The following is a 13,695-nucleotide window of genomic DNA, read 5'->3' on the forward strand; positions in this document are numbered from 1 at the left end:
ATCCCATTGAACATTGTGCATGATCCAACATGGATTTCCGTGCGTTAGTCACGTCAACAGCCGTAAAAGCAGATCAAGCCCTTACCGTGGACGCGCGGTTCGGCAGCAAGGAAGATGTATCCCATGTCCAGCATATCCGAAGTCGAGCTTTCGCGGCGTGGCCTGCTGGCGGGCAGTGCGGCTACGGCCGTCATCGTCGCATCGCCGGCAGGTGCCGCCGCTGCGCCGCCGGTACAGGCGGGCGCCACGCCGACCATGCCCGTGCGATTCAAGGTGAACGGCGAAAAACGCGAACTCAGCCTCGATCCGCGGGTGACTCTGCTCGATGCTTTGCGCGAACATCTGCACCTGACGGGCACAAAGAAAGGGTGCGATCATGGCCAGTGTGGTGCTTGCACCGTCATGGTCGACGGGGTCCGCATCAATTCCTGCCTCAGCCTTGCGGTGATGCACGAAGGCGACGAGATCACGACGATCGAAGGTCTTGGTACGCCGGACAAGCTGCATCCGATGCAAGCGGCCTTTATCAAGCATGACGGTTATCAGTGCGGATACTGCACGCCCGGGCAGATCTGCTCGGCGGTCGCGGTGCTCGACGAGATCAAACGTGGCGTGCCCAGCCACGCCCAGGATGACTTGATGACCAAGCCGACCGCGACCAACATCGAAATGCGTGAGCGCATGAGCGGCAACATCTGCCGCTGTGGTGCCTATTCCAACATTGCCGAGGCTATGGCCGAAGTCGCGGGAGCAAAAGCATGAGAGCTTTCACGTACGAGCGGGCGAAGGATGCGGGTGCCGCGGCGCGTGCGGTCGCCGGTAATCCAGCGGCCAAATTCATCGCCGGCGGAACCAACTTGCTCGACCTGATGAAGATCGAGGTCGAGACGCCGACGCATCTGGTCGATGTGCAGAATCTCGGCTTCGACAAGATCGAAGCGACGCGTGACGGGGGGCTGCGCATCGGTGCGCTGGTCACCAACACCAACCTCGCCGCCGACGAGCGGGTTCGGCGTGATTACGGCGTGCTGACCCGTGCGATCGTCGCTGGTGCATCGGGCCAGTTGCGCAACAAGGCATCGACCGCGGGCAATCTGCTCCAGCGCACACGGTGCCCGTATTTCTACGACACGAACATGGCGTGCAACAAGCGCAAGCCCGGTTCTGGTTGCGCTGCGATCGGCGGCTATTCGCGGCAACTGGGCGTCATCGGCATTAGCGATCATTGCATCGCGACGTTCCCGGGCGACATGGCGGTGGCGATGCGCGTGCTGGATGCCGTGGTCGAGACGGTGGATGCGACCGGCCAGCGCCGTTCGATCCCGATCGCCGACTTCCACCGGCTATGGGGTAGCACGCCCGAGCAGGACACCGTGCTAAAGCAGGGCGAACTGATCACGGCGGTGACGCTGCCGAAGCCGCTAGGCGGCAAGCATTTCTATGAGAAGGTGCGCGACCGGGCTTCTTATGCCTATGCGCTGGTATCAGTGGCCGCAGTGATCCAGCCGGACGGGACCGGCCGTGTCGCGTTCGGTGGCGTGGCCCCCCGCCCCTGGCGTGTCGAGGCAGCAGACACCCTGTTGCCACGTGGTGCCGCCGCGGTGACCGCGCGCGCGTTTCAGGGCGCGACGCCGACCAAGGATAACGCCTTCAAGCTACCACTTGCCACCCGCGCGCTGGCCTCGGTCATCGCCGAAGCGAAGGCATAATCCCATGAAGTTCGAAACACCCGCCACCACCAATCCGATCGACCAGATGAAGGTCGTCGGCCGCGCGCATACGCGCGTCGATGGCCCGCTCAAGACCACCGGGCTGGCTCCGTACGCCTACGAGCATCATCGCGAGATCGAGAATGTAGCGTACGGTTATGTCGTCGGCGCGGCGGTCGCCAAGGGGCGCATCAACGCGATCGATACGGTCGCGGCCAAGGCTGCGCCCGGTGTGATCGCGATCGTCACCGCGGCCGACACGGGCAAGCTGGGCAAGGGCAAGTTCAACACCGTCAAGCTGCTCGCCGGGCCGGACGTCGATCATTACCATCAGGCCATTGCAGTCGTTGTTGCTGAGACATTCGAGCAGGCGCGCGCCGCGGCCGGGTTGGTCCGGATCGATTATGCACGCGGCAAAGGCCGATTCGATCTGGCTGCGGCATTGAAGACGGCGCCGCTGACCGATGCGGAAAAGCCCGGCAAGGGAGAAGATCGGGTCGGCAATTTCGAAACGGCATTCGCGTCGGCCGCGGTCAAGCTCGACGCCGAATACACGACGCCTGATCACAGTCATGCGATGATGGAGCCATTTGCCTCGATTGCTGCCTGGAATGGCGATGCGCTGACGGTTTGGACGTCGAACCAGATGATCGATTGGGGTCGTACCGATCTCGCCACCACGCTGAACATGCCGAAGGATAAGATCACTTTCCTGTCGCCCTATGTCGGCGGCGGCTTTGGCGGAAAGCTGTTTCTGCGCAGCGATGCGGTCCTTGCAGCGCTTGGCGCAAAGGCAGCGGGCCGTCCGGTCAAGCTCGCCATGAGCCGGCCGTTCATGGCCAACAACGCGACGCATCGGCCGGCCACACGCCAGCGCATCCGCATCGGCGCGGCCAAGGACGGCACGATCACCGCAATCGCGCATCAGAGCGGCTCGGGTGATCAGCCGAATGGCGGCCCGGAAGCTGCAGTTCTGCAGACGAACTTGCTGTACGCCGGCGCAAACCGCCTGACGTCGATGCGGCTCGCTGTGCTCGATCTGCCCGAGGGCAACGCGATGCGCGCGCCGGGTGAAGCGCCGGGCCTGATGGCGCTCGAGGTCGCGATGGACGAGATGGCGGAAAAGCTGCGCATGGACCCGATCGCCTTTCGCGTGAAGAACGACACGCAGGTCGATCCTAAGGATCCCAAGCGGCGCTTTTCGCAGCGCGAACTGGTTCGTTGCCTGACCGATGGCGCACAGAGGTTCGGCTGGTCAGGCCGTAATGCCACACCTGGTCAGGTTCGCGACGGACGCTGGCTGGTCGGGATGGGCGTGGCATCCGCGTTCCGCAACCACATGAACATGACGTCCGGCGCCCGCGTCCGGCTTGGCAAGGACGGGATCGTCACCGTCGAAACCGATATGACCGACATCGGCACCGGCAGCTACACGATCATCGCCCAGACGGCGGCGGAAATGATGGGCGTGCCCATCGATGCCGTGGTCGTGAAGCTCGGCAGTTCCGCCTTTCCGGTATCGGCCGGGTCGGGTGGCCAGTTCGGCGCCGCCAACGCGACCGCCGGCGTCTATGCCGCCTGCGTCAAACTGCGCGGAGCGGTCGCGCAGCGGCTCGGCTATAATTCGTCCGATGCGGTGTTCGACCGCGGCAAGGTCGCCAGCGGCAATCGCTCGGCCGACCTTCGTCAGGCAGCGTCTGCCGGCGAATTGGTGGCCGAAGACAAGATCGAATATAGCGATCTCGACAAGAGCTGGCAGCTATCCACCTTCGGCGCGCACTTCGTCGAGGTCGGCGTCGATACCTATACGGGCGCGACCCGCTTGCGCCGCATGCTGGCAGTCTGCGCATCCGGGCGGATCATCAATCCGACATCGGCGCGCAGTCAGGTGATTGGTGCGATGACGATGGGCGTCGGCAGCGCGTTGATGGAGGAACTGGCGGTCGACAAGCGCTTCGGCTTCTTCGTCAACCACGACCTCGCCAGCTACGAGGTGCCGGTCCACGCCGACATCCCGCATCAGGAGGTGATCTTCCTCGACGAGGCCGACGACAAGGCCAACCCGATGAAAGCCAAGGGCGTGGGCGAGCTGGGTTTGTGCGGCGTCGGCGCGGCGGTGGCGAACGCCATGTACAATGCGACCGGCGTCCGCCTTCGCGATTATCCGCTGACCCTCGACAAGCATCTCGACAGGCTACCGGCGGTGGCGTGAGCCACCCCGGTTGATCCGGGCGGTCACGCCGCAGAAACCGGCTGTCCGCAATCTAGCCGTCACCATCGGCGTCACGCTGAGGCTCGACGGACGGCCTTTGTGGGTCAGCGGGCTCGCGCTGGGTCGCCTGTGCTGGATCACGCGGAAGATGCGGCGGCGGCGGCTCGACGTTTGTCCGCGAGGCTGCGGATGAAAGCTCTACGCGCCCGATATCCGGACCGACCGCCAACTGTGGTAGCCTCGGGTCAGTGCGTCGCTGACGACAGGCACTAGTCCTGGGAGGCGGCGTATCGTTGGTAGAGACGGTGCGCATGAAGTCAGATCGTCGTCATCGCTTCTCGCGGCAACAGATTGATCAGGCTGACGCAGGCAAACACGATGGTTGCCGCTGCGCTGACGCGGCCCTGAGCGTCGTCGGCAGCTTGCTAGCCATCCTATCGGGGCGCAGGATACCCTATGCCGACCAGTCGATCCGATCTTGCCGACCTTACATATTTCCTGGCGATCTCGCGGCACCGAAGCTTTAGGCTTGCCGGGCTCGAACTGGGCGTCAGCGCATCGGCGCTCAGCCACGCGTTGAAGGGACTCGAGGCAAGGCTTGGCGTTCGCTTGCTTCACCGCACCAACCGCAGCGTCACGTTGACTGCGGCTGGCGAGGAGCTGCGGGACAAGGTGGCTGAACCGTTCGGCACGATCGATCAGGCGGTCGAGGGCCTGAACCGCTATCGCGACGCGCCGACCGGGCGGGTTCGTCTCAACGTGGCCGCCGAAGCAGCCCCCTTGTTGTTGGCGCCGGTAATGCCGGTCTTCATCGAGCGGTACCCTGATATAGAGATTGATATTGCCGCCCTGGACCAAATGACGGACGTGATCGACGAAGGCTTCGATGCTGGGATTCGATATGGCGGAACCGTACCCGAGGACATGGTCGCACAGCGCCTGTCAGGCGAACTGCGCTGGGTGGTTGCTGCCTCCCCCGCCTATCTCGCTAAATTTGGCGTTCCCCATCACCCGGACGATCTCGCGCATCACCATTGTTTGGGGGTTCGCCTAGGCAATGCGCATATCTATCGCTGGGAGTTCGAGGGTCCCGACGGCGAATTTGCCGTTCCCGTTTCAAGCAAGATCCTCGTGAGCGGCGGACGGGCCATGCTGGCAATGGCACTTGCAGGAACCGGGATGATGTACGGGATGGAAGCATCCTTCGCGCCCTATCTGGCACGGGGCGAACTGTCGCTGGTGCTCAAGGATTGGGCCACGATGGGTCCCGCCTATCATATCTATTATTCCAGCCGTCGTCAGGTGCCGACCGGCCTGAGGCTGTTGATCGAACTTATCCGCGAAATACGCCCCCTGGGGCTTTAGCAAAAGCCGCATGATCATCGGTGTGGCGGTGATGGCCTTCGCCGCGTGCGCTTGGCGAGAGGGCCAAGGGATGCCAGCCACCACGCTTTCCACGACATGCGGCATGGCTCAGTTATCCTTAAAGACCTCTCGCGCCGTCTGGATTGCGGTCATTGCAGTGGGCCAGCCCGCGTAGAAGGCGGTATGCGTAATCGCGGCGATAATTTCGTCTTGCGTCAGACCATTCTCCATTCCCTTTTTGAGATGGAAGCCAAGTTCGTTGTGGCGATACAACGCCACCAGATTAGTGATCGTGACGAGACTCCGGTCGCGCGGCGACAGCGTGTCGTCCGCCCAAACGTCGCCGAACAGAACCTTGTCGGTAATCTCCGCGAGTTTTGGCGCGATATCGCCGAAGGTGTCACGTGCGTTGGTTGGTTCGTCTGTCATTTGGTTTTCCTATTCAAAGCTATGGTCACTCAGCGACCGATGTAGACACGGCGCGCTGTTGATCAGCAGATAGTGCTGGCAGATGTCACTGATTACCCGGCTTTTCGTACATGCAGTGATGACGCCGGCTCATCGCTGATCCCGATGGATAACCGGAGTGGCCGCCGTTCCCGGATCAGGGTGCGGAGATGGCGCATCGCGCGAGTATGAAAACAGCTACGAACTGCTGCGCCAGTGCTTCCCCAAGCGCACCGAGCTCCGCGTGGATCGCATCGAGTTCCCCGCGGCCGTTGCCGCGATCCTCAATGGTTGATCGGGCGAGACACTGAGTTGGAAAACGGCTGTCGAAACGACTGACCAATGCCCGCTCGTAGATCGAAAAAAATATGACGTTGCGATAGCCGGTTGAAGCTGCCCGAACATACAAGCGAGCAGTTCTAGCGGACGATGGTGTTACAAATCGCCCTTGGCACAGATCACAAGCAGCACCAACAGTGCGCTCTTTTGCTCAGGGGTGGTGCGGCCAAGAAGACTCGAACTTCCACGGGCTTTCGCCCACAACGACCTCAACGTTGCGCGTCTACCAATTCCGCCATGGCCGCCCATGTCATAAGCCACGGGGGACACCCGACAGCCGGTAGGCGAGCGCCCCTAGCAGAGGGTTTTCCTACCCGCAATGGCTTTACGCCAACATTGCCGAACTGCTGAGCCTATTGCTCGCCCGCGAAGCTCAGTTCCAATCGCTTCGACGTCGCCGGCACGTCCAGCTTGGCGGAATTGAAATCGATCGCCGCCCCCGGTGCCAGCGTCCGCCGTTCGGGCGTGATCGTCCAGCTATACACCACGCTCCCGTTCGCATCGCGCAGTTTGGCATGGATGTCGGGCACCCGCTGGCGGGACGAGGAGGGGTTGGTCACCTGCCCGCTGACCGCGAACAGCTCCGATCCGTTTTCCAGCTCGCGCCGTTCGATCGGATTGTCGCGCAACCGCAGCGGCGTCTCCGCCGGCCCGAGCGACAGGCCGAGCTGCGAAGCCAGTCCGGGCGCACCGGACCACAGGATGGCGGCCGCCGCCGCCAGCATCAGCAACCCGGCGATCACTGCCATCACCGTCCAGCGACGCGCCGGATTGCGACGCGGCCGCCGGGCGCGCGGCTGCATCGGCTCCATGTCCGCATCATCGGCGGAGGGGATGATCGCCGGCGGATAAGGATCGGGCGCGGCGAAAACCGGCATCGGCGGCGGCACCGGTATCGGCGGCGTGGGAATCGACGGCGGCGCGGGTTCGGAGGAGGCATCGGCAGACTGCGCCTCGTCATACCCGTCGTCGGCTACCGTCTTCTGGGCGAAATCGTCCTGTGGCGTGATCCGTTCCGGCTGCGGAGCGGTGACCGGCGGCACGGGCGGCGGTGGAGCCGGCATCGGCGGCACCGTATTCGCCAGATCGAGCACCGCCGGTTCCTGAAACCAGCTATGCCGGCAATTGGCGCAGCGCACGGTACGGCCCTCGGCCCCGATCGCACTGTCGGGGACCAGATAGCGGGTTCGGCATTCGGGGCATTCGAGGATCATTGGAGGGTGCACGCTTCCCCGGCGGCCGTCATGGCCTCGTTCGCTTTGTCTGCCACGCTGCGACGGCGCGTGGCAAGCTTGAAGCGGGACGCGCGCCGTGCAAAGGCCATCCCTCCATGACGACGCCGATTTCCACGACGCCGATTTCTACAACGATCGTGCAGTTCGAGAATGTCGGCCTGCGCTACGGCACGGAGCCGGAAGCGCCATCGTCCCACACGTCACCGGAAATCCTGTCCGACATCAGCTTTTCGTTGCAACGCGGCACCTTTTATTTCCTCACCGGCCCCAGTGGCGCCGGCAAGACATCGCTGCTCCGCCTTCTCTATCTGGCGCAGCGGCCCAGCCGCGGCATCATCCGGTTGTTCGGCGAGGATGCGGTGGTGATGCCGCGCACCCGCCTGCCCGGTTTCCGCCGGCGGATCGGCGTGGTCTTTCAGGACTTCCGGCTCGTGCCGCATCTATCGGCGGCCGACAATGTCGCCCTGCCGCTGCGCATCGCCGGCCTGCCAACCGCGGACATCGATCAGTCGGTGGCCGAGATGCTGGCCTGGGTCGGTCTGGCCGATCGCGCGCACGCCCGCCCCGCCACGCTGTCGGGTGGTGAGCAGCAACGGGTGGCGATCGCCCGCGCCGTCGTCAGCCGGCCCGACGTCCTGGTGGCGGACGAGCCGACCGGCAACGTCGATCCCGACATGGCCGACCGGCTGATGCATCTGTTCGGTTCGCTCGGCAATCTCGGCACGACGGTGGTGGTCGCCACGCACGACCTGCACCTGCTGACCCGCGTACCCCATGCGCAGATGATGCAACTGGACGCGGGTCGCCTGCTCGACCCCACCGGCGTCCTGCGCAATCCGCCCCGGGTACCGGCATGAGCGGCCCGGTCGGCACTGCCCGCGTACTGGACGAGGGGCGCGGGCCGCGTGCGATGACCGGCGTCATGGCGATCATGACGTTCCTGACCGTGCTCGCCGCTGCCCTCGGCCTCGCCACGGCCGGCACCGCGCGCCTGCTCGACCGGCAACTGGCGGGACGGCTGACGGTGCAGGTGATCGAGGGCGAGCCGGTGCGGCGCGACGCGGCGGCGGCACGGGTTCTGGCGACATTGCGCACCACTCCCGGCGTCGTCCGCGCGACGGCGGTGTCGCAAGCGGAACTTACTCGGCTGTTGCAGCCATGGCTGGGCAGCGATGCCGGTGCGGCGGGCCTGCCGGTGCCGGCCCTGATCGACGTCGATATCGCAGACGCCAGCGATGCGGCGGTGGCAAGACTCACCGCCAGCGTCCGCCGTGCCAGCCCGGTGACGCGGATCGATCGGCACGAACGCTGGATGTCGCCGGTCGGCGGCCTGATGCGCACGCTGACGTTGGTCGCCCTGGCGCTGGTCGCGATGCTCGCCACCGCCACCGCCGCCATCATCATTCTGGCGGCGCGCGGCGGACTGGAGACGCACCGCGTGACGATCGAGGTCATGCACATGCTGGGGTCCACCAATCGTCAGCTGGCGCGGCTGTTCCAGCGGCGGATCGCGCTCGACGCGCTGCTGGGCGGGATCGTCGGCGCGGCGCTGGCGCTGGGCGTCACGGCACTGGTCGGTATGCAGATGGCGGCGATCGGATCGGACCTGGCGGGCGGCGCGATGCTGCGCCCGGTCGACTGGACGATGCTGGCGTGCCTGCCGCTCGGCTTCGTATTGCTGGCGATCCTGGCCGCCCGCGTCACCATCACCCGCGCGCTGGGGAACATGCCATGATCGTCCGGCTGTTCTCGCTGGCGGTCATCGGCTGGTGCCTGGGTTTCGTCGCCTTCATGATGATGCTCCCGCCACCGCTGGAGGGCAGCACGACCGACGCCATCGTCGTGCCGACCGGCGGACCCGGCCGGATTGATCGGGGGCTGGAGATGCTCCGGACGCATCAGGCGAAGCGGATGCTGGTGACCGGTGTCGGCCCCGGCGTCCGACCCGCCGATCTGGCGCGGACATACAAGGTGCGGCAATCGCTGTTCACCTGTTGCGTCGATCTGGGCGCCGATGCGGTCGATACCCGTTCCAATGCCGAGGAAACCGTGCGCTGGGTGCAATCGCACCGTTATCGCAGCATCCGGCTCGTCACCTCGGACTGGCACCTGCCGCGCGCGCGCATGGAACTGGGCGCCGCGATCGGGCCGCATGTCGTGGTACTGGGCGATGGCGTGCCGAGCCAGCCCCGGCTGGGCACGCTGGTCAACGAGTATAACAAGCTGCTGCTGCGACGCGTGGCATTATGGGTCGGGATCGGCACACCATGATATTGATCCGCAACCTGTTGTTCATGCTGGTCTTCTACACCGGCTCCGTCTTCATCGTCGGCACCGCGCCGCTCTCGGCGATGATCAGCCAGCGCGCGATGATGCGCCATGCCACCGCCTGGACGCGCTTTCACGGCTGGACCGTGCGCTGGCTGCTCGGCATCCGCATCCGGGTGGAGGGGACGCAACCCGTCACCCCCGTCCTCTATGCATGCAAACACCAATCGATGTGGGAGACGCTGGACCTTCAGGGCCGCCTCGGCGCGCCCGCGATCGTCCTGAAGGAAGAACTGGCCCGCATCCCCGTCTGGGGCTTCGCGGCGCGGCAATATGGCGCGATCGTCGTCGATCGCGATGCATCGGCGCGGGCGATGCGCAACATGATGCGCGAGGCGAAGGCAGCCAAGACGCAGGGGCGCTCCGTGCTGATCTTTCCTGAAGGCACCCGTGTCTTCCCCGGCGAGCAACCGCCGCTGAAACCGGGTTTCGCCGGTCTCTATCGTATTCTGGGCATGCCGACGGTCCCGATCGCCACCGACATCGGCAAGCTATGGCCGCGCCGCGGCCTGAAACGTCCCGGCATCGTCACGCTGCGCTTCGGCGAGGTCGTCCCCCCCGGCCTTCCGCGCGAGGAAGCCGAGGTGCGCGTCCACGCTGCGATGAACGCGCTGGAGCGACAGGCGGATTGAAAGTGACGGAGCGGCGACCTTGATGACATGGGTCCGGAAACGCCCAACACGACCGCTGCCGTATGGAGGTCGTCATGAACAGGACGAAGGGTCGATCGATGCGGTTTAACGGGATCATGCTCATCGCGGCTCTGCTCGCGCTCGGTGCCTGCGGCAAACCGGCCGACGGCCCGCAACATGACGCATCGACGCACAATATGCAGCGCGCGGATGACCCCAAGACACCGGCCACGATCGTCTCGGCCACCCCCACCCCGCTCGCAACGGCTTCCACACCGACCACACCGCGATCCTGTTCGGCCGAGATCGGCGCAACCGCTGCCGCGCGACGCGTCGCCATCTGTCGCAACGTGTCGCCAGCCACCCATCCGCCCTGCAACGCCGTCAACAGCTGCGCGATGATCGAGGATGAGATCGCGCGAAGCTGCGCACTGTTCAATGGCGACGGACCGGAGATAAAGGGATGCGGTCCCGATCCGAGGGGCATGGAAGCCGCCGCCGAGGTCGTCCGCCGCTATTACTCGGCGATCGATGCGCGCGATTATGCCACCGCCTGGACGCAATGGGGCGACGACGGACGCCCGGGCCAGACGCTCGCTGCGTTCGAGAAGGGTTTCACGCATACCCGCACTACCCGTGTGACGATCGGGGCGCTCCAGCCAGGCGACGGCGGCGCGGGCTCGATTTATCAAACGGTGCCGGTCACGGTCGATGCGACGCTCGACGATGGAACCCGACAGCGCTTCGCCGGCACCTATGTCGTACGCCGCGTCAACGGCGTGGATGGCGCGACGCCATCGCAACTACGATGGCACATCGACTCCGCGAAGCTGACCCCCCTGCCGGCCAGCTCCCTATGACGTCCATCAGGATCGCCTTCCTGTCGTTCGTCCTGACGCTGAACCTCGTGGTCGCCGCACCCGCCGCTGCCGCGTCGGTGCCCGCACCGGTATCCGAGATCGTCGTCGATGCTAGGTCCGGGCGCGTGCTGTACGAAGCCGCCGCCGATCGAGCCCGGCCACCCGCGTCGCTCGTCAAGATGATGACGCTTCTTCTCACCTTCGAGGCGATCGATGCCGGCAAGCTGCGATCGAGGGACAAGGTCGTCATGACGCCGCGTGGCGCACGGCAACCCGCCTCCCGACTGGGTCTGGCGGCAGGCCGGACCATGGGGCTGGAGGCGGCGATGCGCGCCGTCGCCGTGATCTCGGCCAACGACGTCGCCGTTGCCCTGGCTGAACGGGTATCCGGCAGCGAGGCGCTGTTCGTGAGGGCGATGAACCGACGAGCCCGACAACTGGGCATGAACGCGACCCGCTTCGCGAGTGCGACCGGCCTGGCTCCCGCAGGCGGCCTGACCAGTGCCCGCGATATGGCGACGCTCGCTCGCTACATCATCCGCCAGCATCCATCGCGCTACCGGATATTCTCCACCCGCACGATCAGGTGGCGCGGACAGGTCCGGCCGAATCACAACCATCTCCTCGGCAGGATTCCCGGTGTGGACGGCGTGAAAACGGGATACACCGTGCCGGCCGGCTATAATCTGGCGGCGTCCAGCCTGCGCGGCGACAAACGGGTCGTCGTAGTCGTCCTCGGCGCCCGCAGCGCAGCCGCCCGCGACCTGCTGGTATCCAACCTGCTCGAATCTGGTTTCTCGTCACCCAGAATATCAAGACAGACCACGCGACCCGATCGCAGGACACGGTCGCGCACACCAGGCCGACGTCGCGTTACGAAGGCACATCGCTGAAGGCTACAAATACGCCGGTTTAGAGGGGCTGCACGGCGATGCGGCCGGTGGCGACGCGAGCGCCGAGACAATGGCGGTCGGTTTACGACACGCCTACAGTCAGCGATGTTTGTTACGTGGCTTGATGATACAAACTAGCCCGGACATACCGGCTAGTCGGCGCATACCAGATTATTCTGATATGCTGTCTTCCCTCGAGAAAACTGGAGCGGGCGAAGGGAAATCAGCCGCCGCACCATCCTGAGCCGCTTCGCTGACCGCCTGAGCGCGGTCTCGCAAGCGTGCGGTGATGGTCTGTATGGTGGCTGGGGCCTCGTCAGTGAGGTCGAGGGGATGGTCCATGGATGACGCTTTCGAGAGCGGTTGCGGCGACGATGGAACAGACGGGCCATGTTCGATCTGCCGTGGGGAGGAGTTGAGCCCGGACTTTATCGCCATGCTCGAACGGGCAGCGGCTCAGCCGGGTCGTGTCATGACCGCTGAGGAAACGGTCGAATGGCTGCGGAGCCTGTGACGATCACCTCGACGCTGTAGGTGGAATGCCAAGCTTGGCGGCGATCTGGGGATTAAGGCGATAGCCAACGACAGCGCGTGGTCGCCCGACGAACTTCAGCACCGCAGGCTTGCGACCATCGGCGCAGACGAACCGGCCACCGCGTCCATCGACGAGGATGGCATGGGCGAACTTCTCGATGTCGGTCGGCGTGTCGTCCTTCGCCTTCCCAATCTGGAAGGTGCCATCGATGCGGGCAGCAAAGCGCTCGTCACCATCGGTGTCGATGAGAGCGAAGCGAGGATCGTGGTTGGTCATGTTGCCTCCATGGTGTTGAGGCCGAATCAGCTACACACGGGTCAAGACGATGACCAATGGCTTTTCGGGCTGGGGAAGGATGGGATGATGTCGAAGGGAACCACGGAGCCGGGATATCGCAACCGCAACGAGCAAGTGGTGGTGCGCAAGACCGATCTACCGGGCAACGACCATAATCAGATCACCTATGTTTTGCGGTGCGACGAATGCGGGCATGAGTATGGTTCGAACGGCTCCGACATCTTCCAGCGCCGCTGCCCTGCGCATGATGGCGGCGCTACCGGCTTGTCCATCGGGGACTAATCCAATGCGACATCAGGGAGCGCCCATCGACCAATGCACGCCCAATCTCGAGCTTCTCGGCGATCTCGGTTGGGCGAATACGATGCACTACCGGCTTCGTTCTTTGAAGTGTTGCAGAAGTGCAAAGATCAGGCGTGGTGTTCCGCGATAGCCCTCCCACCCCTCATGCTCTTTGACCGAAGCTAAGGCATCCATCAGTCGGAAGGCAGGGCTGTCGTCACCATAGATAGCCTCTTCGACTGCATCGAGATCGAGAGTGATGGTTCGCTCACCCGACTGTCTGTCGTGAAGGAAACGGTCGAGGGCATCGGTCCAGTAAGGGTCGTTGCCCCAGTAATAGCTCTCTTCGGTATCAGACAAGATTTCCCTCCCAGCCGAATGGCGACCGCGACGAGCGACCTCCCACTGATGCCCGCAGGCGAGGCATTGCCGGTCAGGGGCACCGATCTCCTGCATGCAGCCACCCAGCACGGCCTCGCCTCGCTCGACTTCCTCGAAAAGCTCTTGGCTGGGCAGGCCGTAGCTGATGTCGATGCCGCGCTTCTCCTTGCAGGCAGGGCA

17 protein-coding genes and 1 tRNA gene are annotated in these 13,695 nt (G+C 64.5%); 13 read left to right on the forward strand and 5 right to left on the reverse strand.

Going from position 1 to position 13,695, the window contains the following annotated elements; translation table 11 throughout:
- Positions 1 to 123: 123 nt before the first annotated feature.
- From paoA to ASG67_RS06295, 4 genes are all read left to right on the forward strand, one after another.
- On the forward strand, positions 124 to 762 hold the full coding sequence (gene paoA / locus ASG67_RS06280) for an aldehyde dehydrogenase iron-sulfur subunit PaoA (RefSeq protein ID WP_056527214.1): 639 nt from the start codon (positions 124 to 126) through the stop codon (positions 760 to 762).
- A complete protein-coding gene (locus tag ASG67_RS06285) occupies positions 759 to 1,709 on the forward strand; it encodes an FAD binding domain-containing protein (protein ID WP_056527171.1) in 951 nt (316 codons plus the stop codon). The genes paoA and ASG67_RS06285 overlap by 4 nt, the downstream gene beginning before the upstream one ends.
- 4 nt (positions 1,710 to 1,713) lie before the next feature.
- Complete coding sequence (gene paoC, locus ASG67_RS06290) at positions 1,714 to 3,921, forward strand: aldehyde oxidoreductase molybdenum-binding subunit PaoC (protein WP_056527174.1); 2,208 nt, start codon at positions 1,714 to 1,716, stop codon at positions 3,919 to 3,921.
- Between the two features lie 456 nt (positions 3,922 to 4,377).
- Entirely contained in the window at positions 4,378 to 5,286 is a 909-nt protein-coding gene (locus ASG67_RS06295; protein WP_056527179.1) for a LysR family transcriptional regulator, read from the forward strand.
- Between the two features lie 108 nt (positions 5,287 to 5,394).
- On the opposite strand, the gene ASG67_RS06300 is transcribed toward ASG67_RS06295, so the two are convergent.
- On the reverse strand, positions 5,395 to 5,715 hold the full coding sequence (locus tag ASG67_RS06300; RefSeq protein WP_056527183.1) for a carboxymuconolactone decarboxylase family protein: 321 nt from the start codon (positions 5,713 to 5,715) through the stop codon (positions 5,395 to 5,397).
- 157 nt (positions 5,716 to 5,872) lie between these two features.
- Between ASG67_RS06300 and ASG67_RS18765 the strand changes: the two genes are divergently transcribed.
- On the forward strand, positions 5,873 to 6,028 hold the full coding sequence (locus ASG67_RS18765) for a hypothetical protein (protein WP_156460680.1): 156 nt from the start codon (positions 5,873 to 5,875) through the stop codon (positions 6,026 to 6,028).
- A 202-nt stretch (positions 6,029 to 6,230) separates the two neighbouring features.
- Here ASG67_RS18765 and ASG67_RS06305 read toward each other — a convergent pair.
- Both ASG67_RS06305 and ASG67_RS06310 read right to left on the reverse strand, forming a co-directional pair.
- Positions 6,231 to 6,317, reverse strand: a tRNA-Leu gene (locus tag ASG67_RS06305).
- 108 nt (positions 6,318 to 6,425) lie between these two features.
- Entirely contained in the window at positions 6,426 to 7,286 is an 861-nt protein-coding gene (locus ASG67_RS06310; protein WP_056527185.1) for an MJ0042-type zinc finger domain-containing protein, read from the reverse strand.
- Between the two features lie 116 nt (positions 7,287 to 7,402).
- Here ASG67_RS06310 and ftsE point away from each other — a divergent pair, with 116 nt between their 5' ends.
- The 7 genes from ftsE (at position 7,403) to ASG67_RS18770 (ending at position 12,534) form a co-directional block, all read left to right on the forward strand.
- Entirely contained in the window at positions 7,403 to 8,164 is a 762-nt protein-coding gene (gene ftsE, locus ASG67_RS06315; RefSeq protein WP_056527188.1) for a cell division ATP-binding protein FtsE, read from the forward strand.
- A complete protein-coding gene (locus tag ASG67_RS06320) occupies positions 8,161 to 9,042 on the forward strand; it encodes a cell division protein FtsX (RefSeq protein ID WP_056527190.1) in 882 nt (293 codons plus the stop codon). The genes ftsE and ASG67_RS06320 overlap by 4 nt, the downstream gene beginning before the upstream one ends.
- Positions 9,039 to 9,578 carry a YdcF family protein gene (locus ASG67_RS06325; RefSeq protein WP_056527193.1) on the forward strand — a complete coding sequence of 180 codons (540 nt, stop codon included), beginning with the start codon at positions 9,039 to 9,041 and terminating at the stop codon, positions 9,576 to 9,578. The genes ASG67_RS06320 and ASG67_RS06325 overlap by 4 nt, the downstream gene beginning before the upstream one ends.
- Entirely contained in the window at positions 9,575 to 10,267 is a 693-nt protein-coding gene (locus ASG67_RS06330; protein ID WP_056527196.1) for a lysophospholipid acyltransferase family protein, read from the forward strand. The genes ASG67_RS06325 and ASG67_RS06330 overlap by 4 nt, the downstream gene beginning before the upstream one ends.
- A 74-nt stretch (positions 10,268 to 10,341) precedes the next feature.
- Positions 10,342 to 11,127, forward strand: a complete 786-nt coding sequence (locus tag ASG67_RS06335) for a hypothetical protein (RefSeq protein ID WP_156460681.1) — start codon at positions 10,342 to 10,344, stop codon at positions 11,125 to 11,127.
- Entirely contained in the window at positions 11,124 to 12,020 is an 897-nt protein-coding gene (locus ASG67_RS06340; protein WP_056527199.1) for a D-alanyl-D-alanine carboxypeptidase family protein, read from the forward strand. Before ASG67_RS06335 ends, ASG67_RS06340 begins: the two co-directional genes overlap by 4 nt.
- 340 nt (positions 12,021 to 12,360) lie before the next feature.
- Positions 12,361 to 12,534: a hypothetical protein gene (locus tag ASG67_RS18770; RefSeq protein WP_156460682.1), complete on the forward strand. Its 174-nt coding sequence runs from the start codon at positions 12,361 to 12,363 to the stop codon at positions 12,532 to 12,534.
- Positions 12,535 to 12,537: 3 nt separating this feature from the next.
- Here the strand turns inward: ASG67_RS18770 and ASG67_RS06345 are convergent, their stop codons facing one another.
- Entirely contained in the window at positions 12,538 to 12,831 is a 294-nt protein-coding gene (locus ASG67_RS06345; RefSeq protein WP_056527202.1) for a hypothetical protein, read from the reverse strand.
- Between the two features lie 87 nt (positions 12,832 to 12,918).
- Here ASG67_RS06345 and ASG67_RS06350 point away from each other — a divergent pair, with 87 nt between their 5' ends.
- A complete protein-coding gene (locus ASG67_RS06350) occupies positions 12,919 to 13,134 on the forward strand; it encodes a hypothetical protein (protein WP_200940737.1) in 216 nt (71 codons plus the stop codon).
- An 87-nt stretch (positions 13,135 to 13,221) separates the two neighbouring features.
- On the opposite strand, the gene ASG67_RS19165 is transcribed toward ASG67_RS06350, so the two are convergent.
- The coding region (locus ASG67_RS19165) for a hypothetical protein (RefSeq protein WP_200940738.1) at positions 13,222 to 13,695 on the reverse strand (474 nt) is incomplete at its 5' end.

This window comes from Sphingomonas sp. Leaf339 (assembly GCF_001426195.1).
GTDB lineage: Bacteria > Pseudomonadota > Alphaproteobacteria > Sphingomonadales > Sphingomonadaceae > Sphingomonas.